This window comes from Streptomyces sp. TE5632, assembly GCF_054061295.1.
Window position 1 is genome coordinate 3,799,290 of sequence record NZ_JBSSEA010000003.1, and the last position, 21,501, is coordinate 3,820,790.

The 21,501-nt window shown below is 70.4% G+C and carries 20 protein-coding genes and 1 riboswitch; of the genes, 11 read left to right on the forward strand and 9 right to left on the reverse strand.

What is annotated here, in order from left to right; all coding sequences use genetic code 11:
• Nucleotide 1: 1 nt before the first annotated feature.
• Nucleotides 2–724, reverse strand: a complete 723-nt coding sequence (locus ACVW19_RS22670; RefSeq protein ID WP_457461287.1) for a M50 family metallopeptidase — start codon at nucleotides 722–724, stop codon at nucleotides 2–4.
• A gap of 104 nt (nucleotides 725–828) precedes the next feature.
• Between ACVW19_RS22670 and ACVW19_RS22675 the strand changes: the two genes are divergently transcribed.
• From ACVW19_RS22675 to ACVW19_RS22720, 10 genes are all read left to right on the forward strand, one after another.
• The gene (locus ACVW19_RS22675; RefSeq protein ID WP_457461289.1) at nucleotides 829–1,644 is read left to right on the forward strand and encodes an SOS response-associated peptidase; all 816 of its coding nucleotides are present in this window, start codon (nucleotides 829–831) and stop codon (nucleotides 1,642–1,644) included.
• 13 nt (nucleotides 1,645–1,657) lie between these two features.
• Nucleotides 1,658–2,461, forward strand: a complete 804-nt coding sequence (locus tag ACVW19_RS22680) for an alpha/beta hydrolase family protein (protein WP_457464735.1) — start codon at nucleotides 1,658–1,660, stop codon at nucleotides 2,459–2,461.
• A 256-nt stretch (nucleotides 2,462–2,717) separates the two neighbouring features.
• The gene (locus ACVW19_RS22685; RefSeq protein ID WP_457461290.1) at nucleotides 2,718–3,413 is read left to right on the forward strand and encodes a sigma-70 family RNA polymerase sigma factor; all 696 of its coding nucleotides are present in this window, start codon (nucleotides 2,718–2,720) and stop codon (nucleotides 3,411–3,413) included.
• Nucleotides 3,410–3,772 (forward strand): mycothiol system anti-sigma-R factor, encoded by a 363-nt coding sequence (gene rsrA / locus ACVW19_RS22690; protein ID WP_457461291.1) that lies wholly within the window; start codon nucleotides 3,410–3,412, stop codon nucleotides 3,770–3,772. The genes ACVW19_RS22685 and rsrA overlap by 4 nt, the downstream gene beginning before the upstream one ends.
• Before the next feature lie 208 nt (nucleotides 3,773–3,980).
• Nucleotides 3,981–5,393, forward strand: a complete 1,413-nt coding sequence (locus tag ACVW19_RS22695; protein ID WP_457461293.1) for an HD-GYP domain-containing protein — start codon at nucleotides 3,981–3,983, stop codon at nucleotides 5,391–5,393.
• Nucleotides 5,390–6,682, forward strand: coding sequence for an HD-GYP domain-containing protein (locus ACVW19_RS22700; RefSeq protein ID WP_457461294.1), 1,293 nt, complete (start codon nucleotides 5,390–5,392; stop codon nucleotides 6,680–6,682). The genes ACVW19_RS22695 and ACVW19_RS22700 overlap by 4 nt, the downstream gene beginning before the upstream one ends.
• Nucleotides 6,683–6,885: 203 nt before the next feature.
• Nucleotides 6,886–7,866, forward strand: a complete 981-nt coding sequence (locus ACVW19_RS22705; protein WP_109376934.1) for a tetratricopeptide repeat protein — start codon at nucleotides 6,886–6,888, stop codon at nucleotides 7,864–7,866.
• Between the two features lie 124 nt (nucleotides 7,867–7,990).
• Nucleotides 7,991–8,641, forward strand: a complete 651-nt coding sequence (gene def, locus ACVW19_RS22710) for a peptide deformylase (RefSeq protein WP_457461295.1) — start codon at nucleotides 7,991–7,993, stop codon at nucleotides 8,639–8,641.
• 340 nt (nucleotides 8,642–8,981) lie between these two features.
• Nucleotides 8,982–10,067 (forward strand): epi-isozizaene synthase, encoded by a 1,086-nt coding sequence (gene cyc1, locus ACVW19_RS22715; RefSeq protein ID WP_457461297.1) that lies wholly within the window; start codon nucleotides 8,982–8,984, stop codon nucleotides 10,065–10,067.
• Nucleotides 10,064–11,452: a bifunctional albaflavenone monooxygenase/terpene synthase gene (locus tag ACVW19_RS22720; protein WP_457461299.1), complete on the forward strand. Its 1,389-nt coding sequence runs from the start codon at nucleotides 10,064–10,066 to the stop codon at nucleotides 11,450–11,452. The genes cyc1 and ACVW19_RS22720 overlap by 4 nt, the downstream gene beginning before the upstream one ends.
• A gap of 21 nt (nucleotides 11,453–11,473) precedes the next feature.
• On the opposite strand, the gene ACVW19_RS22725 is transcribed toward ACVW19_RS22720, so the two are convergent.
• Entirely contained in the window at nucleotides 11,474–12,436 is a 963-nt protein-coding gene (locus ACVW19_RS22725) for a helix-turn-helix domain-containing protein (protein ID WP_457461301.1), read from the reverse strand.
• A gap of 94 nt (nucleotides 12,437–12,530) precedes the next feature.
• On the opposite strand from ACVW19_RS22725, the gene ACVW19_RS22730 reads away from it, so the two are divergent.
• Nucleotides 12,531–12,812: a hypothetical protein gene (locus ACVW19_RS22730; protein ID WP_457461303.1), complete on the forward strand. Its 282-nt coding sequence runs from the start codon at nucleotides 12,531–12,533 to the stop codon at nucleotides 12,810–12,812.
• Nucleotides 12,813–12,866: 54 nt separating this feature from the next.
• Here ACVW19_RS22730 and ACVW19_RS22735 read toward each other — a convergent pair whose 3' ends face one another.
• The 7 genes from ACVW19_RS22735 to nagB form a co-directional block, all read right to left on the reverse strand.
• Nucleotides 12,867–13,907, reverse strand: coding sequence for a ribonucleotide-diphosphate reductase subunit beta (locus ACVW19_RS22735; protein ID WP_457461305.1), 1,041 nt, complete (start codon nucleotides 13,905–13,907; stop codon nucleotides 12,867–12,869).
• A complete protein-coding gene (locus tag ACVW19_RS22740) occupies nucleotides 13,907–16,297 on the reverse strand; it encodes a ribonucleoside-diphosphate reductase subunit alpha (RefSeq protein ID WP_457461307.1) in 2,391 nt (796 codons plus the stop codon). Before ACVW19_RS22740 ends, ACVW19_RS22735 begins: the two co-directional genes overlap by 1 nt.
• A 125-nt stretch (nucleotides 16,298–16,422) precedes the next feature.
• Nucleotides 16,423–16,562: riboswitch (cobalamin riboswitch) on the reverse strand.
• A 68-nt stretch (nucleotides 16,563–16,630) separates the two neighbouring features.
• Nucleotides 16,631–17,137, reverse strand: coding sequence for a GNAT family N-acetyltransferase (locus tag ACVW19_RS22745; RefSeq protein ID WP_457461309.1), 507 nt, complete (start codon nucleotides 17,135–17,137; stop codon nucleotides 16,631–16,633).
• Nucleotides 17,138–17,215: 78 nt separating this feature from the next.
• Nucleotides 17,216–18,844 carry a monocarboxylate uptake permease MctP gene (mctP, locus tag ACVW19_RS22750; protein ID WP_457461311.1) on the reverse strand — a complete coding sequence of 543 codons (1,629 nt, stop codon included), beginning with the start codon at nucleotides 18,842–18,844 and terminating at the stop codon, nucleotides 17,216–17,218.
• On the reverse strand, nucleotides 18,841–19,107 hold the full coding sequence (locus ACVW19_RS22755) for a DUF3311 domain-containing protein (protein WP_457461312.1): 267 nt from the start codon (nucleotides 19,105–19,107) through the stop codon (nucleotides 18,841–18,843). The genes mctP and ACVW19_RS22755 overlap by 4 nt, the downstream gene beginning before the upstream one ends.
• Nucleotides 19,108–19,272: 165 nt before the next feature.
• The gene (locus ACVW19_RS22760; RefSeq protein WP_457461314.1) at nucleotides 19,273–20,037 is read right to left on the reverse strand and encodes a GntR family transcriptional regulator; all 765 of its coding nucleotides are present in this window, start codon (nucleotides 20,035–20,037) and stop codon (nucleotides 19,273–19,275) included.
• 207 nt (nucleotides 20,038–20,244) lie between these two features.
• Nucleotides 20,245–21,030 carry a glucosamine-6-phosphate deaminase gene (nagB, locus tag ACVW19_RS22765; protein WP_457461315.1) on the reverse strand — a complete coding sequence of 262 codons (786 nt, stop codon included), beginning with the start codon at nucleotides 21,028–21,030 and terminating at the stop codon, nucleotides 20,245–20,247.
• Between the last annotated feature and the right edge of the window lie 471 nt (nucleotides 21,031–21,501).

Here is a 21,501-nt window from a genome sequence, read left to right on the forward strand (position 1 = left end):
GTCACAGCCCCAGCAGCCACCGTCCCCCGCCGAGCAGCGCACACAGCGACACGGCGTGGAACAGGAACAGCCACAGCCCCGCCGGCACGTGCGTCAGCCGGGACAACTGGTCCGCATCCGAGTCTCCCGCACCCCCGCGCGCCCGCTTCGCCTGGAGTTCGAAGGCCGGACGCACCCCGCCGAGCAGCAGGAACCACACCACGGCGTACGCGAACGCCGCCTGGACCTGGGGGCCCGCCACCCAGGACACCAGGACGAAGGTGCCGCCGACCACCAGTACCGTCAACGCCCCGTACGCGTTGCGGATCATCACCAGCATCGCCACCAGCAGCAGCGTGGCCAGCCACAGCAGCAGGGTGATGCGCCCGGTGCCCAGCAGCGCCGCGCCGCCGAGCCCCAGCAGCGGGGGAGCGGTGTAGCCGGCCGCGGCGGTGAGGATCATGCCGATGCCGGTCGGCTTGCCGCGGCTGACGGTCAGGCCGCTGGTGTCCGAGTGGAGGCGTATCCCCGTGAGCGTGCGGCCGGTGAGCAGTGCCACGAGGCCGTGGCCGCCCTCGTGGGCGATGGTGATGGCGTTGCGGGAGAGCCGCCACAGCCCGTGCGGTGTGACGACGACGAGCGCGGCGGCCAGTGTGGCGATCACCACCCACAGATCCGGGTCGGGCTGGGTGCCGGACACCTCGTCCCAGAGTGAGGCGAGCGAGGCGGATGCGGTGCTGTCCATGTTCGGTGGGGGCTCCTCGGGGTCGCGGACCGGAGGGGGCGGCGCGGAGCGCCTCGTTGAGGGGTGGTGGCCGGGGGACGGGTGGGCCTGGCAGTGTTGCACGTATGTGCGGACGGTATGCAGCGAGTCGCAGGCCCGAGGATCTCGTGGAGATCTTCGAAGTCCAGAAGTGGGAGCCGGAGGAGACCCTGGAGCCCGACTACAACGTGGCCCCCACCAAAGAGGTCTTCGCCGTCCTGGATCGCGTGGTGAAGGACGCGGACGACCCGCGGCCGGTTCGGCAGCTGCGGAAGCTGAAATGGGGCCTCGTGCCGTCCTGGGCCAAGACGCCCGAGGGCGGGGCCCGGATGATCAACGCACGCGCGGAGACCGTGCACGAGAAGCCCTCCTACCGCCGCGCCTTCGCCACCCGCCGCTGCATCCTGCCCGCCGACGGCTACTACGAGTGGGTCACCGGCACGCAGGAGCGGGAACTGGAGGTCGAGGGCAAGAAGAAACGCCCCCGCAAGCAGCCGTACTTCGTGACGCCGGCCGACGGCTCGGTGTTCGCGATGGCCGGACTGTACGAGTTCTGGCGGGACCGGACCCTGCCGGACGACCACCCGCGGGCCTGGTGGGTGACGTGCTCCGTCATCACCACCGAGGCGGAGACCACGCCGCTCGCGGTGCCCCCGGCGGAAGGCCCGCGGACCCTGGCCGACATCCACCCGCGGATGCCGCTGATGCTCACGCCGGACCGATGGGACGCCTGGCTGGACCCCTCCCGGACCGACACCGGGGACCTGCGCGGGCTGCTCACCCCGCCGCCTCCCGGTCTGATGCGCGCCTTCCCGGTCTCCACGGCGGTCAGCAACGTCCGCAACAACGGCCCGGAGCTGCTGAACGAACTGGCCGCACCGGAAGAGGGCACACTCTTCTGATGTGACGAACGTGATGAACGTGACGAAAGCGAACGAGGAACCTTCGGCCGAGGCCACCGAGATCGTCGAGGCCACCGAGACCGTCGAGACGGAGGCCGGTCCCGCCCGCATCACCTGGCACCCTGCCCGGCACGCCCCACGCCTCGTCCTCGCACTGGGTCACGGCGCCGGCGGCGGCATCGAGGCGCGCGACCTGAAAGCCCTGGCCGCCGTGCTCCCCGCGCACGGCGTGACCGTGGCCCTGGTCGAGCAGCCCTGGCGGGTGGCCGGGAAGAAGGTGGCACCCGCGCCGAAGACCCTGGACCTCGCCTGGCGGGACATCTGGCCCGCGCTGACGAAGCCGGGCCTGCCGGTGATCTCGGGCGGACGCAGCGCCGGAGCCCGTGTCGCGTGCCGCACCGCCGGCGAACTCGGCGCCCGCGCCGTACTCGCCCTCAGCTTCCCCCTGCACCCGCCGGGCAGGCCCGAGAAGTCCCGCGCCGGGGAACTGCTCGGCGCCGCGGTCCCCACCCTCGTCGTGCAGGGCGGCAACGATCCGTTCGGCAAACCCGGGGAATTCCCCGAGTACAGCGAGTACAGGAGGGGCCGTGCGCCGGGGGTCCCCCCAGGCGTTCAGCTCCGGGGGAACGCCGGTGCGAGGGCGGTGGTGGGAGACGGGTGGGCATACGAACTGGTCGAGGTGGCCCACGGTGACCACGGCTTCGGCGTTCCCAAGCGGGCGGACATCACGCAGGACGAGGCCCTGAGGGTCGTCACCGGCGCGGTCGTGCGGTGGGTCGACGCTCTCGGACGGCGGCGGCCCGGCCCCCTCGGGTAAAGCTTCGGGAATGTCCCGACCCTCCGCGCTGTTGACCCCGACATATCAGCCGGTCACCGGCACCGACGTCGTAGGAGAGGGAGTCCGCCGCATGGGGTCGACGTATTGCCCGAGGCGCAGCAGCCGTGCCGACCTGGACTGGACGGTGCTGCACGCGGCCAGGACCGCCCCTGTTCGGGCGGCGGGCGGGCCGGATCGTCGTCTATCCTCCGATTCGAGTGGGGCCGCTTTGGGTCGCACGACGACTCTGGAGGAGGTGGGTCCGGTTCCCGGTACCGGCGCAGGGACCGAACACGGCCAGGCGGAGCAGCCCGAGGGCCAGGGCGGCAGGGGCGACAAGGGCGCCGAATCGCCCGCGGAGCGCAACGCGCGCTTCGAGCGGGACGCTCTCGAGTTCCTCGACCAGATGTACTCGGCCGCGCTGCGCATGACGCGCAACCCGGCGGACGCCGAGGACCTGGTCCAGGAGACGTACGCCAAGGCGTACGCGTCCTTCCACCAGTTCCGCGAAGGCACGAACCTCAAGGCGTGGCTGTACCGGATCCTCACCAACACCTTCATCAACTCGTACCGCAAGAAGCAGCGTGAACCGCAGCGCAGCGGCGCCGAGGAGATCGAGGACTGGCAGATCGCGCGTGCCGCGTCGCACATGTCGACCGGTCTGCGCTCGGCGGAGTCGCAGGCGCTCGACCACCTGCCCGACTCGGACGTCAAGGAAGCGCTCCAGGCGATTCCCGAGGAGTTCCGCATCGCCGTGTATCTCGCGGACGTCGAGGGCTTTGCCTACAAGGAGATCGCCGACATCATGGGCACACCCATCGGTACCGTGATGTCCCGGCTGCACCGTGGTCGCCGCCAACTGCGCGGCATGCTCGAGGACTACGCGCGCGAGCGCGGACTGGTCCCGGCGGGCGCCGGACAGTCGAACGAAGCGAAAGGCTCGGGGTCATGAGCTGCGGAGAGCCGCACGAGACGGATTGCAGCGAGATCCTCGACCATCTCTACGAGTTCCTCGACCGTGAGATGCCGGACGCCGACTGCGTGAAGTTCGAACATCACTTCGAGGAATGCTCGCCCTGCCTCGAGAAGTACGGACTCGAGCAAGCGGTGAAGAAGCTGGTCAAGCGGTGCTGCGGGCATGACGACGTGCCGGGTGACCTGCGGTCCAAGGTCATGGGCCGGCTCGACCTGATCCGCTCCGGTCAGGCCGTTCCCGATCAGGACGTCACGGCTTCTCCGGCTTCTCCGGCCCAGGCCCCCCAGGTCTCCGAGCCGTCCCAGGCCTCACAGGCCACGCCGCAGGAGTCCTGAGACCGGCAGGCCGGTCGTATGGCCGCCCGGCTTTGGCCGACCTGGAAACCGTTCCCCGAAAACGTCCCCCGAAAGGGGAGCGACGTCACCCGTACGTGCTAATCCGCGGGCCCTGGGTCCGCGGAGACGTCGTTCACCCCCTTAGGCTCCAGAACCTGACAGACGGCAGGCCGTCGAGCGCGGCAGGCACGGTCGGGGGGAGGGGCTCATGGAGGCGTTACCGACGCGGGCCCGCGTGTGTGTGGCCGGTGTCGCCGTGGCGGCCCTGCTCTGTCTGCTGCCGCCGCATGTCGCGCAGATCGTGCACGGTCTGCAGATGCCGCACGTTCCCTGGCGTGAGCTCGCCTCGCTCGCCGTGCTGTACGCGTGCTGTGAGTGCCTCGTCCGGTCCCGGCACCTCGGTGTCCCGAATCCGGGCGGCACCTTCCACCCCGTGCTGCTGGCCGCGGCCTTCCTGCTGCCGCCGTCCGCTGCCGCGCTGGTCGCGCTGCCCGGCGCGCTGCTCACTCCGGTGGAGCAGCGGCCGTTCCTCGCGCGGCGGGTCTGGCGGACCGGTCAGTTGACGCTCGCCGTGTGGGCCGCGAGTCGGGCACACCAGGCGGCAGGCGGCCGGGACGCGGTCGCGGCCGGGGACGTGCCGGCGGCGCTGGGTGCGGTCGGCGCCTCGGTGCTGGTGTTCTGCCTGCTCCTCACCCTGCTGGACCACGGCATCGTGGCGCTCACGGCCGGTGTGCCGCTCTGGCGTGGGAGCCCGGCCTCCCGGCCGGCCACCTGGCGGCGGCTGTTCCTGCGGTCACTCGCGCCGGTCACCGTGCACGGGCTCGCCGGACTGATGATGGCCCTGCTGTGGCGCAGCCCCTACGGGCCGGTGGCCGCGCTGCTCGTACTGCTGCCGATGTGCGTCTCGTGGTGGGCGTTCGCCCAGTACCACCGGGAGCGGGCCGCCCACCAGGCGACGATCCGCGCGCTCGTGCAGGCCGTCGACATCAAGGACGGGTACACGCGCGGGCACAGCGAGCGGGTCGGGCAGGCCTCCACGATGATCGCGCGTGAGCTCGGCATGGACGACGAACGGACCGAGGTGCTGCGCTTCGCGGGCATCCTGCACGATGTCGGCAAGCTCGGTGTGCCCACCCGGCTGCTCACCAAGAACGGACCGCTGACCCCCGAGGAGCGGCGGGTGATCGAACTGCACCCCGAGTACGGGCACGAGATGGTGCGGGGGATCTCCTTCCTGGGCGAGGCCCGCGCGGCGGTGCTGCACCATCACGAGCGGCTGGACGGCAGCGGCTACCCCTACGGGCTGGCGGGCGTTCAGATCCCGGAGTCCGCGCGGGTGGTGGCCGTCGCCGACGCCTTCGACGCGATGACCTCCACCCGGTCCTACAGCAGGGCCCGGCCGGTGCCCGTGGCGCTGGAGGAGCTCCAACGGTGTGCGGGCGCCCACTTCGACCCGCGCATGGTGGAAGCGCTGGTACGGGCGATCGGCCGGGCAGGCTGGCATCCCACGGTGACGGCCGAGGACGTCCGGCCCCCCGGTCCGTCCGCCCCCGCGCCGGTCCCCGACCTCGCTCCCGACGACGCCGGACCCGTCGCCGATCAGCCCCGGGCCCGCCGATGAGCCTCCGGCTGCACACCCTCGTGCACGCATGCGCCGCCGTGCTCGCCGGCGGCTGTCTCGGCGCCACCCTGTGGAACGGGGTCGCGGAACGCGGCATCGCCCTCGCCTTCGGGGTGCTCGTCGCCGTCGGCGAACTCACCCGGCACAACGGGCCGCACATCCGTCAGGCCGCACCGCTCGCCGCCGCCGGGGCACTGGCGTACGCGCTGCTCGGTGAGGCCGGTGGGAGGCACACCCACCACGACGCGGCCCAGATCGTCACCGTGGTCCTCGCCGGCTCCCTGCTCGGCAGCGTCCCGCACGTCGGGCGCGGCCCCGGGCCCGCCCGCGACCACCTGGCCCGCCGGACGCTCACCGTCGGGTTCGTCGCCGCGTGCTTCCAGCCCCTCTACGGCCGCGGGACGTTCGACGACTGGGGCGGCTCCGCCCACGCGCTGCTGCTGCTCGCCCTGCTGTCCCTGTCCACGCTCTGCGACGCCGTGCTCGCCGCCGCGCTGGCCCACTCCCGCACCGGCTGGCCCTTCCCGCCGGTGCTGCGCGACGAACTGCGGGCCCTGCCCGGCATCGGGGCCGCCGTCGTCGCGACGGGCGCGGTGATGGCACTCGGCGTCGCGGTCGTGGGACTGTGGGCGCTGCCCCTCCTGTCCGTGCCGTTGCTGCTCGCACAGCTGTCCTACCGGCGGTACGCCGCCGTCCGGGCGACCTACCGGCAGACCATCACCTCCCTCGCGCGGGCCACCGAGATCGCCGGCTGCACCCCGGCCGGGCACGCTCGCAGGGTCGCCGAACTCAGCCAGTCGGTGGGCCGGGACCTGGGGCTGACCGAACCCGACCTGACGGTGCTGGAGTACGCCGCCCTGATGCACGACATCGGCCAGCTCAGCCTCGTGGACCCGGTGCCCGTGGGCGCCACCGCCGCCCTGCCCGCCCCGGAACAGCGGCGGATCGCCCTCCTCGGCGGCGCGGTGGTCCGCCAGACCGGGGTGGACCCGCGGGTGGCGGGGATCGTGGAGCGGCAGGCCGACCCCCACCGGGAGCAGCCGCTGGCCGCGCGGATCGTCCGGGTGGTGAACGCGTACGACGAGAAGTCCCGGGCAGGAGGGCCCGGCGGGCCGCTCACGGCACTGGAGGAACTGCGGCTGGGTGCCGGGGAGTACGCGCCCCAGGTCGTCGAATCGCTGGCCCGGGTGCTGTCCCGGGAAACCGGGCAAACCGGGCAAACCAGGGAAACAGGGGAAGCAAGGGAAACCCGGGATCCCCAGGAGCACGGAGAGCGGTATGCGACATGAGGACATCGGCACGGGGGGCGGCGCCGGGGTGTGAGGACGGGCGCCGAGCGTGCCGAGAGCCGCGAACGGGACGGTCTTACCCGGCCCGGGGCTGGGTAACCCATGGGTAATGAGCGCCGTTCCGGCCGTACGTGGTTGGATGCGAAGGAGACGGTGTCCGGGGGGCTAGGCCGCCCACCGAACGGAACTGGCAGGCGGGAATCGTGAGGATCTTCGGCAAGGGACGGAACCGGCCCTCCGCCTCCTGGCGGCAGGCCACGGACCGCGCGTTCACACTCATCGGCGACGGTCGGTACGAGGACGCGGGCGCGCTGCTGACCCGGGCCGCCGATCTGGAACCCTGGCTGTCGGAGTCCTGGTTCAACCTCGCGCTGCTGCACAAGTTCCGGCACGACTGGGAGCAGGCACGGGCGGCGGGCCTCAGGGCCGTCGCGCTGCTCGACCGGGACACCGGGGCACCCGACTGGTGGAACGTCGGCATCGCCGCCACCGCCCTGCAGGACTGGCCGCTGGCCCGTCGCGCCTGGCAGGCCTACGGGCTCCGGGTGCCCGGGAGTCCCACCGGCTCGGGTGAGCCGCTCGGCATGGACCTGGGCAGCGCGGCCGTGCGGCTGTCCCCTGAGGGGGAGGCCGAGGTCGTCTGGGGGCGGCGGCTGGACCCCGCGCGGATCGAGGTGCTGTCCATTCCGCTGCCGTCCTCCGGCCGCCGCTGGGGCGAGGTCGTCCTGCACGACGGGGTGCCGCACGGAGAGCGGAGCACGGTCGCCGGGCACACCTACCCGGTGTTCGACGAGATCGAGCTGTGGGCGCCCTCACCCGTGCCGACCTGGGTGGTCCTGCTGGAGGCCGCCGGCGAGGCCGACCGGGACGCCCTGGAGCAGCTGGCCGCGGACGCGGGGTTCGCCGCCGAGGACTGGTCGTCCTCGGTGCGGCTGCTGTGCCGGATGTGTTCTGAGTCCCGGATGCCCTCCGACGAGGGCGAGGGTGAGCACCTCGATCCGCACGACCACAGTGAGCCCGGGCACCCCGGGCCGCTCGGTCACCGCACCGACGGGCAGCTGTGGGTGCCGGAGCGGGAGTGCGGGCTCGCCGCGCCCGCCTCGCTGGTCCGCGGCCTGCTGGACGGTTGGGTCGCGGACAGCCCGGACTCACGCGACTGGCGGGACCTGGAAGAGGTTTGCTAGGCCGGCTGCCGGGGCCGTGTGCCGGGCGCGGACCACGTCGGGGACCGGGGCCGACGGGGCGGCCGGCCACCGTACCCTGTATCAGCATCACCCCCCATGTTTTCCAGGAAGGCGTACGTCGGTCATGGCTCAGCAGGACACCGATCAGCAGCACGCGGGCGTGCTCCCCGTCGACGACGAGGGGTACGTCATCGACACGGAGGACTGCGCCGAGCGCGAGGCCGCCTGGGTCGAGCGAGGCACCTCGCGACCGATCACCGTGGTCGGCAACCCGGTGCTGCACAAGGAGTGCAGGGACGTCACCGACTTCGGCCCCGAACTCCAGCAGTTGGTCGCGGACATGTTCGCCAGCCAGCGCACCGCGGAGGGCGTGGGGCTGGCCGCCAACCAGATCGGCGTCGACCTGAAGGTCTTCGTCTACGACTGCCCGGACGACGACGGTGTGCGTCACGCCGGGGTGGTCTGCAATCCCAAGCTGGTCGAACTGCCCGCCGAGATGCGCCGGCTGGACGACACCAACGAGGGCTGCCTGTCGGTACCCACCGCGTACGCTCCGCTGGCCCGGCCCGACTACGCCGAGGTGACCGGTCAGGACGAGCAGGGCAACCCGGTCAAGGTGCGCGGCACCGGCTACTTCGCACGGTGTTTGCAGCATGAGACCGACCACCTCTACGGCTACCTCTACATCGACCGGCTGTCCAAGCGGGAACGCAAGGACGCGCTGCGGCAGATGGCCGAGAACGAGCCGCGCTACCCCGTGGTCGCCAACGACTGACCGCCGGGAACCTTCGCTCCCCCTGGGAGCCCAGTGGCCCCTGCCGCCGCTCAGGTCCCCCCGGGGCACAGAACCTCCCTGTGCACGGCGTCCGGTCCGGATTCCCTTCCGGACCGGACGCCGTTCGCCTTTCCGTCATATGTTCGACCCCTCGACGGGTCATCAATCCTGATATCAGCCACACAAGGGGAGAATCTCGGCATCGCGGGGTAGCGAATGAAGCAAATACGTTCCCAGGGAGGTCAGTTGTGGTGCTGAATGGAGGTGTGGATACGCACCGGCGCACGCCCGGCGGAGAGGACCGGGCGCATGACAACTGGCGGCCGAGAGGGGATTGTTCGTGCATGCTTTGTCACACGGCACCACATCGAAAACGACCACCGTCGCGGTACCGCAGACGCTGTCTCTCCCGGTGATCGAGGCGGCGTTTCCCCGGCAACTCCATCCGTATTGGCCGAAGCTCCAGCAGGAAACCCGTGCGTGGCTGCTCGAAAAGCGGCTGATGCCGCCCGACAAGGTGGCGGAATATGCCGATGGCCTGTGCTACACGGACCTCATGGCGGGCTACTACACGGACGCCGCCGACGAGGTCCTGCAGGCGATAGCGGACTACAGCGCGTGGTTCTTCGTCTGGGACGACCGTCACGACCGCGACATCGTGCACGGCCGGCCCGCCGCCTGGCGGCGGCTGAAGGAGCTGCTGCACACGGCTCTCGACAGCCCCACGGACCACCTGCGCCACGAGGATTCACTGGTGGCCGGGCTCGCGGACAGTGTGCGGCGGCTGTACTCGTTCCTTCCGGACACCTGGAACGCCCGGTTCGCCCGGCACTTCCACACGGTGATCGAGGCGTACGACCGGGAGTTCCACAACCGGACGGAGGGAATCGTCCCCACCGTCGAGGAGTACCTCGAGCTGCGTCGGCTCACCTTCGCGCACTGGATCTGGACCGACCTCCTGGAACCGAGTGCGGGCTGTGAACTCCCGGACGCCGTACGGAAGAACCCGTCCTATCGGAAGGCGGCCCTGCTCAGTCAGGAATTCGCCGCCTGGTACAACGACCTCTGCTCGCTCCCGAAGGAAATAGCGGGTCATGAGGTGCACAATCTCGGAATCAGTCTCATCACCCACGAAGGGCTGACCCTCGAAGAGGCGGTTGTCGATGTGCGGCGCCGCGTCGAGGAATGCATCACGGAATTCCTGGAAGCCGAACAGGGCGCCCTGAAGTTCGCCGACAGCCTCGACGACGGAACGGTGGGAGGAAAGGAACTGGGGGCCGCCGTGCGGGTCTGCCTCGGAAACATGCGGAACTGGTTCAGTTCCGTCTACTGGTTCCACCACGAGTCCGGCCGGTACATGGTCGACAGCTGGGACGACCGCTCCACGCCCCCGTACGTCAACAACGAAGCGGCAGGTGGGAAATGACCGTCGAGTCGGTGAAGCCCGACGCGTCCGACGCGTCCGACGCGTCCGCGGCGACCGAACCGCGCGAGCCTCCGGTGGCCGGTGGCGGAGTTCCCGGCCTGGGCCACGGCCTCAAGCTGGTCCGCGATCCACTGGCCTTCATGGCCCAGCTGCGCGACCACGGCGACATCGTGCGTCTGAAGCTCGGCCCCAAGACGGTGTACGCCGTCACCACGCCCGCCCTCACCGGGGCGCTGGCGCTCGATCCCGACTACATCATCTCCGGCCCCCTGTGGGAGTCCCTGGAGGGCCTGCTCGGCAAGGAGGGCGTGGCCACGGCCAACGGCCCGCTGCACCGGCGTCAGCGGCGCACCATCCAGCCCGCCTTCAAGCTCGACGCCATCCCCGCCTACGGCCCGATCATGGAGGAGGAGGCACACGCGCTGACCGAACGCTGGGCCTCGGGGGAGACGGTCGACTGCATCTCCGAGTCGTTCCGGATCGCCGTGCGCGTCGCGGCGCGCTGTCTGCTGCGCGGTGAGTACATGGACGAGCGGGCGGAGCGGCTGTGCGCCGCGCTCGCCACCGTCTTCCGCGGCATGTACCGGCGGATGGTGGTGCCGCTCGGCCCGCTGTACAGGCTGCCGCTGCCGGCCAATCGCGAATTCAACCGGGCTCTGGCCGATTTGCACCGCGTGGTCGACGAGATCGTCGCCGAGCGCCGTGCGTCCGGTCAAAAGCCGGACGATTTGCTGACGGCATTGCTGACGGCGAAGGACGACGACGGCGACCCGATCGGGGAACAGGAGATCCACGACCAGGTGGTCGCGATACTCACCCCCGGCAGTGAGACGATCGCCTCCACGATCATGTGGCTGCTTCAGGAGCTCGCCGCGCATCCGGAACACGGGGACAGGGTGCGAAACGAAGTTCTCGACGTCACCGGTGGGCGTCCGGTGGCATTCGAGGACGTCCGCAAGCTCACCCACACCAACAATGTCGTCGTCGAGGTCATGCGTTTGCGGCCCGCCGTCTGGATATTGACGCGCCGGGCGGTCGCCGAAAAGGAACTCGGTGGCTATCGCATTCCGGCCGGGGCGGACATCATCTACAGCCCGTACGCGATCCAGCGCGATCCGAAGTCGTACGAGCGCAACCTGGAGTTCGACCCGGACCGGTGGCTCCCGGAACGCTCGAAGGACATTCCGAAGTACGCCATGCGTCCCTTCAGTCTGGGCAACCGCAAGTGCCCGAGCGACCACTTCTCCATGGCCATGCTGACGCTGATCACCGCGGCGCTGGCGACGAGGTACCGCTTCGAGCACGTGGCCGGCTCCGACGACGCCACCTGCGTCGGCATCACCCTGCGGCCGAACCGGCTGCTGCTGAGGCCGGTCGCGCGCTGAACCGTCCCGTCCGGCGGGCGTTCAGGCGGCCTCGGGGCCGCGGAACGTCCGCCGGTAGGCGTTCGGGGTCGTGCCCACGGTGCGCATGAAGTGGTGACGCAGCGCGGCCGAGTTGCCGAAGCCCGTACGGCTCGCGATCGCGTCCACCGTCTCGTCCGTCCCCTCCAGCAACTGCTGGGCGAGCAGGACCCGCTGGCGCAGGATCCAGCGGTACGGCGTGGTGCCGGTCTCCTGCTGGAAGCGGCGGGCGAAGGTGCGGGGGGACATGTGGGCGCGGGCCGCGAGCTGCTCGACCGTGACCTCCTCGTCCAGATGGCGCTCCATCCACCTCAGCACCTCGGAGACGGTGACGCCCCCGGACCGCGGCAAGGGTCGCTCGATGTACTGGACCTGGCCCCCCTCGCGGTGCGGGGGCACCACCATGCGCCGCGCGATCCGGTTGGCGACGGCGGAGCCCTGTTCCTTGCGCACGAGATGCAGACAGGCGTCGATACCGGCGGAGCTGCCCGCTGAGGTGATCACCGGGTCCTCGTCGACGTAGAGCACATCCGGCTCGACGGTCAGGTGGGGATGCCTCCTGGCCAGCGCATCCGCATGGCGCCAGTGGGCGGCGGCGCGCCGGCCGTCGAGGAGGCCGGCGGCGGCGAGCACGAACACGCCGGAGCAGACGCTGAGTACCCGGGCGCCCCGGGCCACACCCCGGCGCAGCGCGTCCAGCAGCTCGGGCGGGAAGTCCCGTGTCTCGTAGCACGACCCGGCGGGTACGGCGATGAGGTCCGCCGCCTCCAGGCGCTCCAGGCCGTGCTCGACCTGGAGCGAGAATCCCGTGTCGCTGCGCAGGGCGGGGCCTTCGGCCGAGGCGACCGCGAAATCGTAGACGGGCAGGCCTTCATCGCTGCGGTCGACGCCGAAGACCTCGCAGACGACGCCGAGTTCGAAGGGGTTCACGCCGTCGAGCAGGACGACGGCCACGTTGCGGAGCATGGCTCCAGTGTGCCTCGCCGGTGGCAGTAAATCGAGGGGGTGCGGCAGTTCTGCCACTGGTTGGCAAGGAGTGTCCGGCGCGACAGTGATGTACATGGATACGACGCAGATGGAAGCACTGATCGGAACGCTGTTCGTCCTCGGACTGCTCGCCCTGATGGTTCTCCCCGCCGTCGTCGGCATCGCGCGCGACCGGAGGACGGACCGGCAGCTGAGGCAGGCCGAGGCCGACAGCGCCGCAGCCGAACGGGACGCAGCGGGACGTGCGGCTGCCGCGTGGCGGCGCACGGCCGCCGGGCCGTCCCGGCCGGCGGGGAGCACCGCGCACGGCCCCGCGCGGAGTGCCGCCTCGCAGCACACCGCATGCGCGGCGTGAGACGGGCGGCACCCCGGCGGATCCCGGACGAAGCCCCAGGTCCTGCGGGCCCTCCTAGAAGTCCTCGTCCAGGTCGACCGTGCCCTCCACGGCGACCTGGTACGCGGACGGACGCCGCTCGAAGAAGTTCGTGAGCTCCTGGACGCCCTGCAACTCCATGAAGGAGAACGGGTTGTCCGATCCGTACACCGGCGCGAAGCCCAGACGGACGAGGCGCTGGTCGGCGACGCACTCCAGGTACTGCCGCATCGACTCGGTGTTCATGCCCGGCAGCCCGTCACCGCACAGGTCGCGCCCGAACTGCAGCTCCGCCTCGACCGCCTCGCGCAGCATGTCCGTCACCTCCTGCTGAAGCCGGTCGTCGAACAGCTCCGGCTCCTCCTTGCGCACGGTGTCGACCACGTCGAAGGCGAAGGACATGTGCATCGTCTCGTCCCGGAACACCCAGTTGGTGCCCGTCGCGAGACCGTGCAGCAGGCCCCGGCTGCGGAACCAGTAGACGTAGGCGAACGCCCCGTAGAAGAACAGACCCTCGATGCACGCGGCGAAGCAGATCAGGTTGAGCAGGAAACGACGGCGGTCGGCCCGCGTCTCCAGCCGGTCGAGCTTCTCCACCGAGTCCATCCACTTGAAGCAGAACTCGGCCTTCTCGCGGATGGAGGGGATGTTCTCCACCGCGGCGAAGGCGGCGGCGCGGTCCTCCGGAGCGGGCAGATAGGTGTCCAGCAGGGTCAGATAGAACTGGACGTGCACCGCCTCCTCGAACAGCTGCCGCGACAGATACAGCCGCGCCTCCGGGGAGTTGATGTGCTTGTAGAGCGTGAGCACCAGGTTGTTGGCCACGATCGAGTCGCCGGTGGCGAAGAAGGCCACCAGCCGCCCGATCAGGTGCTGCTCCTCCGGACTGAGCTTCGCCAGGTCGGCGACGTCCGAGTGAAGGTCGACCTCCTCCACGTGCCAGGTGTTCTTGATGGCGTCCCGGTAGCGCTCGTAGAAGTCGGGGTAGCGCATGGGGCGCAGGGTGAGTTCGAAGCCCGGGTCGAGGAGGTTCTGGACTCGGGCGGTGGTGGCGGTGGTCGAGGTGGTGGCGGACATCACTGGCAGGCCTCGCAGGACTCGGGGTTCTCAAGGGAGCAGGCGACCGCTTCGGGGTCGGGCGCCGACTGCTGGACGGGGGCGGGAACGGGGGCGTGCGCCTGTGCCTGGCCCTGGGCCGCGCGGGCGATGCGGGTCGCGGGGCGCGAGCGCAGGTAGTACGTGGTCTTCAGACCCCGCTTCCAGGCGTAGGCGTACATCGAGGAGAGCTTGCCGATGGTCGGCGTCTCCATGAACAGGTTCAGCGACTGCGACTGGTCCAGGAACGGGGTGCGGTCGGCGGCCATGTCGATCAGACAACGCTGCGGGATCTCCCACGCGGTGCGGTACAGCCCGCGCACCTCCTCGGGGATCCAGGTGAGGTCCTGCACCGAGCCGCTTGCCTCGCGCAGCGCCTCACGGGTCCGCGCGTCCCAGACGCCCAGCCGCTTCAGGTCGTTCACCAGGTACGAGTTGACCTGGAGGAACTCGCCGGACAGCGTCTCGCGCTTGAACAGGTTGGACACCTGCGGCTCGATGCACTCGTACACGCCCGCGATCGACGCGATGGTGGCGGTCGGCGCGATCGCCAGGAGCAGCGAGTTGCGCAGGCCGGCCCGGCCCATGCGCTCGCGCAGCGCGGCCCACCGCTCGGGCCAGGTCGCCTCCACGCCGTAGTGGTCGGGGTGCAGGACGCCCCGGGCCGTACGCGTCTTCTCCCAGGCCGGCAGGGGGCCGTGGGACTCGGCGAGGTCGGCGGACGTCTCGTACGCGGCGAGCATGATCCGCTCGGCGATACGGGTCGAGAGGGCCTTCGCCCCGGGGGAGTCGAAGGGCAGCCGGAGCTGGAAGAAGACGTCCTGGAGGCCCATCACGCCCAGCCCCACCGGGCGCCAGCGGGCGTTGGAACGGCGCGCCTGCTCGGTCGGGTAGAAGTTGATGTCGACGACCCGGTCCAGGAAGGTGACGGCGGTGCGGACGGTGGTGTCCAGCCGCTCCCAGTCGAGGCCGCCGCTGGCCCGGTCGACGAACGCGCCGAGGTTGACCGACCCCAGGTTGCAGACCGCCGTCTCCCCGTCACTGGTGACCTCGAGGATCTCCGTGCACAGGTTGGACGAGTGGACGACGTGGCCCGGCTCGGCGGTCTGGTTGGCGGTGCGGTTGGCGGCGTCCTTGAAGGTCATCCAGCCGTTGCCGGTCTGGGCGAGGGTGCGCATCATGCGCCCGTACAGCTCCCGCGCGGGGAGCGTCCTCGTCGCCAGACCCGCCGCCTCGGCGGCCCGGTAGGCCGCGTCGAACTCCTCGCCCCACAGGTCGACCAGGTCCGGGACGTCGGACGGGGAGAACAGCGACCACGGCGCGTCGGCGTTCACCCGGCGCATGAACTCGTCCGGCACCCAGTGCGCGAGGTTCAGGTTGTGCGTACGGCGGGCGTCCTCACCGGTGTTGTCGCGCAGCTCCAGGAACTCCTCGACGTCCGCGTGCCAGGTCTCCAGGTAGACCGCCGCCGCGCCCTTGCGCCGGCCGCCCTGGTTCACGGCGGCGACCGAGGCGTCCAGTGTCTTCAGGAACGGGACGATGCCGTTGGAGTGCCCGTTGGTGCCGCGGATCAGCGAACCGCGGGAGCGGACGCGGGAGTAGGCCAGACCGATGCCGCCGGCGTGCTTGGAGAGGCGGGCCACCTGGTGGTAGCGGTCGTAGAGGGAGTCCAGCTCGTCCTTGGGGGAGTCCAGGAGGTAGCAGGACGACATCTGGGGGTGCCGGGTACCGGAGTTGAACAGGGTGGGGGAGGAGGGAAGGTACTCCAGACGGCTCATCAGGCCGTACAGCGCGGCGACCTCGTCCACCGAGCGGGCGCTGTCGTCCTCGGCGAGACCGGCGGCGACCCGCAGCAGGAAGTGCTGCGGCGTCTCGACGACCTTGCGGGTGACCGGATGCCGCAGCAGGTAGCGGCTGTGCAGGGTGCGCAGGCCGAAGTAGCCGAAACGGTCGTCCGCGTCGGGGTCGATCAGCGCGTCGAGACGGGCCGCGTGCAGCAGGACGAACTCGGCGGTCCGGTCCGCGACGAGGCCCTCGCGGTGTCCCGTCGAGACCGAGGAGGTGAACGACGTGACACCCTGCGAGGCGGCCTCGGCACGGATGCCGAGCGTCAGCAGTCGTGCGGCGAGCCGGGAGTAGGCGGGGTCCTCGGAGATGAGCCCGGCCGCCGCCTCGGTGGCCAGCTCCCGCAGCTCGGTCTCGTCCGCATGGGCGGACCGGCCGCGCAGCGCGGCGGCGGCGACCCGGCCGGGGTCGGCGTCGGGGAGATCGGCGGTCAGCTCGGTCAGGGTCCGCAGCAGCGCGGCACCGGGGCCGTCGCTCACGTCGGTCACGTCGACCGCTGAAGCAGGATCGGCTGGCGCGATGGTCACGTGGGGCTCTCCCTCGCTCGGCACGGGGCCTCGTCGAGGGCAGGGGGCAGCACACGGGCGCGCGCACGCGCCTCGCGCCCACCGGCCCATTCCACGAGGCCCGGACGTCAGGCACCCGGACCGGACGGCCGGGCGCACTGTCGGCAGGTCCTCGGACTGAAGCCCGTGCGGGCACGCGGGAAACGCGGACACGCACAAGTACACCGTTGCGGGACAGTTCCGGATTCACACCGGATTCCCCTGCGGCGACAGCAAGCATGAGCATACATCTTGTGCCGTCTGTCGCCAGCAGGCCCATATCTTGTGTCAGGGTGGTGCTGGAGCGCGGTGATGTCAGAGCGTCAGCTCGTAGGTGAGCAGCATGATGTCGTCCAGGTCCGGCAGCGGGTTCCAGTCGCGCTCAGGGGTGCGGGTGAAACCCAGCCGTTCGTAGACGCGGTGGGCGGAGCGCATGGTGCGCTGGGTCGACAGCACGATCCGCCGGCACCCCTCGACCGCCCGTGCCCGGTCGACGCAGGCGCGCACCAGGGCCTCCCCGGCGCCCCGGCCCCGGCCCGCGCGGGCGACCGCCAGCATCCGGATCTCCGCATCATCCGGCCCCGCTATGTCGGCCATCGGACCGGGGCCCGGCACGAAGGTCACCCCGCCCAGCACCGTCCCCCGCTCCACGGCGACCAGCACCTCGGCCGCCGCCGCCCGCCCCGCCACGTCCCGGAGCCGGCCGAGGTACGCGTCGCTCTCCCCGAAGTCCAGCAGCCCGTCCAGCAGGTAGGCCTGCGCGGTGATCTCACCCAGTTCCGCGTACTCGCCGGGCTCCACCGGCCGGATGACGATGTCCATGGTGCGAGTGTGCCGGACGGATACGACAACGGGCCGCCGGATTTCTCCGGCGGCCCGTCACCCGATGTGCCCGGGGCGTCAGTGGGAGCTGCCGGCCGTGGCCGGCGGGAGCTCCACCTTGACGCCCGGGTCGCCCGCGTCCGCCGTGTAGTCCTCCGGCCTGGTCTGGTCGATGCCCTCGGGCGCCTTGAGCGACCTCATGACGAAGGTCAGCACGACCGTGACCACGACATTGAGCACGAAGGCGGTGAGACCGATGTAGCCGATCTCGCCGATCCCCGGGATCTCCTTCGCGGACCCGCCGAAGTGCTTCTGCGTCGGCGAGGCCACCCCGTACGCCGCGACCGTGCCGTAGACCATGCCGACCGCCCAGCCGCCGAGCAGCGCCCAGCGGTGGAACCAGCGGGTGAACAGGCCTCCCACCAGGGCGGGGAAGGTCTGCAGGATCCAGATGCCGCCAAGGAGCTGGAAGTTGATGGCGACCGTCTTGTCCATGGTGAGGACGAAGGCCAGCGCACCCACCTTCACCAGCAGCGAGACCACCTTGGAGACCTGGGTCTCCTGTGCCGGTGTCGCGTCGGGCTTGAGGAAGTCCTTGTAGATGTTGCGGGTGAACAGGTTCGCGGCCGCGATCGACATGATCGCCGCCGGCACCAGCGCACCGATGCCGATCGCCGCGAAGGCCACACCGGCGAACCAGTCCGGGAACATGTTCTCGAACAACTGCGGGATCGCCAGCTGCCCGTTGCTGACCTCGACCCCGGCCGCGATCGCCATGAAGCCGAGCAGTGCCAGCAGGCCCAGCATCAGCGAGTACAGCGGCAGGATCGTGGTGTTGCGGCGGATCACCTCACGGCTGCGCGAGGACAGCGTCGCGGTGATCGAGTGCGGGTACATGAACAGCGCGAGCGCCGAGCCCAGCGCCAGAGTGGCGTAAGTCCACTGCCCCGCCTCGCCCGGCACCAGCGAACCGCGCGGCGCGCCCGTGGCCGGGTTGGTCTCGCTGTACGCCTCGCTCGCCCTGGCGAAGATGACGTCGAAGCCGCCCAGCTTGATCGGGATGTAGATGATCGCCACCGCGATCACGAGGTAGATCAGCGTGTCCTTCACGAACGCGATCAGCGCGGGGGCCCGCAGACCCGACGAGTACGTGTACGCGGCCAGCACGCCGAAGGCGATCAGCAGCGGCAGGTCCTTGACGAACCAGTGGGTGCTCTCCCCGCCGCCGACCCCCATCACGTCCAGCACTGCCTGGATACCGACCAGTTGGAGCGCGATGTACGGCATCGTCGCCAGGATGCCGGTGACCGCCACCGCCAGCGACAGCCCCTTGGAGCCGAACCGGCCGCGCACGAAGTCGGACGTCGTCACATAGCCGTGCTTGTGCGAAACCGACCACAGCCGGGGCAGGAAGGTGAAGATCAGCGGGTACACGAGGATCGTGTACGGCACCGCGAAGAAGCCCGCCGCGCCGGCCGCGTAGATCGCCGCCGGTACGGCCACGAAGGTGTACGCCGTGTACAGGTCGCCGCCGAGCAGGAACCAGGTGACCCAGGTGCCGAACGACCGCCCGCCCAGGCCCCATTCGTCGAGGCTGTGCTCGTTCGCGGCCTTGCGCCAGCGGGCGGCCAGAAAGCCCATCACCGTGACGAGGACGAAGAAGAAAATGAAGACGGCGAGTGCCACGCCGTTCACGCCGTCGTTCACCGCTGCGCACCGTCCTTCGCGGCCGCGCGGGCGCGCTGGTCACGCTGCCACAGCTTGTACGCGGTCATCGTCAGTGAGGCGGAGACCGGCACCCACAGCATCTGGTACCAGTAGAAGAACGGGATGCCGATGAGGACGGGGTCGGTCTTCGCGTACGAGCCGACCCACATCAGGGCCACTAACGGTGCCAGGAGGCAGACGGCGATGACGACGCGCATTGGCGTCACCACCGGCCGTCTGCTGGTTTCCGGGGCTTGCGACATAGAACGGTTCCGTCCCCTCGCTGATCGCCTGTTTGACGCGCAGGAAATCTAGATCGCGGTGGACCGGGGCGGAACCCCTCGCGGGGATTGCGTACTTAAACTCCACGGAACCTCGTCCGGACAGCGGTGGAATCTCCGGTGAAACCCCCGCCAATCCCTCCGGACTCAGTCCTGCGGGCGCTTCAGACGGGCGACGAACTTGTACCGGTCGCCCCGGTACACCGACCGCACCCACTCCACCGGCTGCCCGTCCCGGTCCCGGGAGTGCCGGGAGAGCATCAGCATCGGCAGTCCCACATCGGTGCCGAGCAGGCCGGCCTCGCGCGGGGTGGCCAGCGAGGTTTCGATGGTCTCCTCGGCCTCCGCCAGGTGGACGTCGTACACCTCGGCGAGGGCGGTGTAGAGGGAGGTGTACTTGACGAGGCTGCGGCGCAGCGCCGGGAAGCGCTTCGCGCTCAGGTGGGTGGTCTCGATGGCCATCGGCTCGCCGTTGGCCATGCGCAGCCGCTCGATGCGCAGCACCCGTCCGCCGGGGGTGATGTCGAGCAGTTCGGCGAGCCCGTCGTCGGCGGTGATGTAGCCGACGTCCAGCAGCTGGGAGGTGGGCTCCAGGCCCTGGGCGCGCATGTCCTCGGTGTACGAGGTGAGCTGCAGCGCCTGCGAGACCTTGGGCTTGGCGACGAAGGTGCCCTTGCCCTGGATGCGCTCCAGGCGGCCCTCGACCACCAGCTCCTGGAGCGCCTGGCGCACGGTGGTGCGCGAGGTGTCGAACTCCGCCGCCAGGGTGCGCTCGGGCGGGACCGGTGTGCCGGGCGGAGCCGTCTCGGTCATGTCCAGCAGGTGCTTCTTCAACCGGTAGTACTTGGGCACGCGGGCCGTACGGACCGTGGTTCCGCCCTCGCTCTCCGTGCTGTTGACGTCGGTGCTCATGCTCTGCCTTCCCGGCTCCGAGTGCCGAACGACCGACACCCCATCGGCCCCGGCTCACATCGTGGCACGGCTGTGGGCGGGGAGGTTCCCCGCACGCTCCGTGATCCCCTCTGTATACCCCTGGGGCGGGGGCTGGTCTAGTCCACCGGGGGCGGGCCCGTGGGCACCCGGTGCCCACGACGCCCGCACTGCCTTTGAGGCCTTCGGTCAGATCCCCTGCCAGTCCGGCTTGTTCACGTAGGCGTGCCGGAAGTAGTCGGCGAACTTGAGCTTGCCGGCGGCGGCCTCGTCGACGACGACCGTGGCGTGCGGGTGGAGCTGCAGCGCGGACGCCGGGCACACGGCGGCCAACGGACCCTCGACGGTCGCGGCGATCGCGTCCGCCTTGCCCTCTCCGGTGGCGAGCAGCACCAGGTGGCGGGCCTCCAGGATGGTGCCGATGCCCTGGGTGATGACGTGGTGCGGGACCTGGTCGACGTCGCCCGCGAAGAAGCGCGCGTTGTCCGCCCGGGTCTGCTCGGTCAGCGTCTTGATCCGGGTGCGCGAGACGAGTGAGGAGCACGGCTCGTTGAACCCGATGTGCCCGTCCGTCCCGATGCCGAGCAGCTGCAGGTCGATGCCGCCGGCCTCGCTCAGCGCCTTTTCGTACGCCTCGCACGCGGTCTGCACGTCCTCGGCCGAGCCGTCGGGGCCCATGAAGGCGTCCATCCCGATCCCGAGCGGCTCCAGCACCTCGCGCCGGATCACCGAACGGTAGGACTCGGGGTGATCGGCGGGCAGCCCCACATACTCGTCGAGCTGGGCGATCCTCGCCCGGGAGGTGTCCACGGCACCGGAGCGCACCTGGGCGGCCAGCGCCTGGTAGACGGGCAGCGGCGTGGAGCCGGTGGCCACGCCGAGCAGGGCGTCGGGCCTGCGCCGCAGGAGTTGCGCCATGGCCCCGGCGATGAGTTCGCCGCCGGCCTCGGCGTCCGGAACGATGACAACTTCCACGCTGAGCCTGCCGATCTGAGAGGGGACTCGACTGGTGACCGGCCCCGGACGGGGCGGGCGAGTCGTATGGTTTAGACCAATATAAATTTAACAGAACCGGGGTTCCGCCCCGGGCCGAGGCCGCGGATGCCGGGCCCTCGGCCCCACCCCAGCATCCCAGGACGGGACGGTTGCGGCCCACTCGCCGAAATCACCATGCGCTTCCGGTCCCGTACCGCGCCCCCGCGGGATAGGCTGCACGGTGGACGACCGTGGACCCGTCTCCGCGCGATCATGGAAAACGCGACGCTGAAAGTCAACACTGAAAGTCAACGCTGAAAGTTGACGCAGGAAGTCGATGTGAGAAGTCGGCAGGAGAAGCCGACGCGGAGAAAGACAACAGCGAACAGTCTCCAGCACATGGACACGGATAGTGGTCTAGTCCACAATGCGTACCAGTACACACCAGCCTGCCTTCCCCGCACAGGAAGG

What these genes read in the sequence shown, in the direction of transcription:
- ACVW19_RS22670 (WP_457461287.1), bottom strand. Translation starts at nt 724, where the DNA reads ATGGACAGCACCGCATCCGCCTCGCTCGCCTCACTCTGGGACGAGGTG.
- ACVW19_RS22675 (WP_457461289.1), top strand. Translation starts at nt 829, where the DNA reads ATGTGCGGACGGTATGCAGCGAGTCGCAGGCCCGAGGATCTCGTGGAG.
- ACVW19_RS22680 (WP_457464735.1), top strand. Translation starts at nt 1,658, where the DNA reads ATGAACGTGACGAAAGCGAACGAGGAACCTTCGGCCGAGGCCACCGAG.
- rsrA (WP_457461291.1), top strand. Translation starts at nt 3,410, where the DNA reads ATGAGCTGCGGAGAGCCGCACGAGACGGATTGCAGCGAGATCCTCGAC.
- ACVW19_RS22695 (WP_457461293.1), top strand. Translation starts at nt 3,981, where the DNA reads ATGGAGGCGTTACCGACGCGGGCCCGCGTGTGTGTGGCCGGTGTCGCC.
- ACVW19_RS22700 (WP_457461294.1), top strand. Translation starts at nt 5,390, where the DNA reads ATGAGCCTCCGGCTGCACACCCTCGTGCACGCATGCGCCGCCGTGCTC.
- def (WP_457461295.1), top strand. Translation starts at nt 7,991, where the DNA reads ATGGCTCAGCAGGACACCGATCAGCAGCACGCGGGCGTGCTCCCCGTC.
- ACVW19_RS22720 (WP_457461299.1), top strand. Translation starts at nt 10,064, where the DNA reads ATGACCGTCGAGTCGGTGAAGCCCGACGCGTCCGACGCGTCCGACGCG.
- ACVW19_RS22725 (WP_457461301.1), bottom strand. Translation starts at nt 12,436, where the DNA reads ATGCTCCGCAACGTGGCCGTCGTCCTGCTCGACGGCGTGAACCCCTTC.
- ACVW19_RS22730 (WP_457461303.1), top strand. Translation starts at nt 12,531, where the DNA reads ATGGATACGACGCAGATGGAAGCACTGATCGGAACGCTGTTCGTCCTC.
- ACVW19_RS22735 (WP_457461305.1), bottom strand. Translation starts at nt 13,907, where the DNA reads ATGTCCGCCACCACCTCGACCACCGCCACCACCGCCCGAGTCCAGAAC.
- ACVW19_RS22745 (WP_457461309.1), bottom strand. Translation starts at nt 17,137, where the DNA reads ATGGACATCGTCATCCGGCCGGTGGAGCCCGGCGAGTACGCGGAACTG.
- ACVW19_RS22755 (WP_457461312.1), bottom strand. Translation starts at nt 19,107, where the DNA reads ATGTCGCAAGCCCCGGAAACCAGCAGACGGCCGGTGGTGACGCCAATG.
- ACVW19_RS22760 (WP_457461314.1), bottom strand. Translation starts at nt 20,037, where the DNA reads ATGAGCACCGACGTCAACAGCACGGAGAGCGAGGGCGGAACCACGGTC.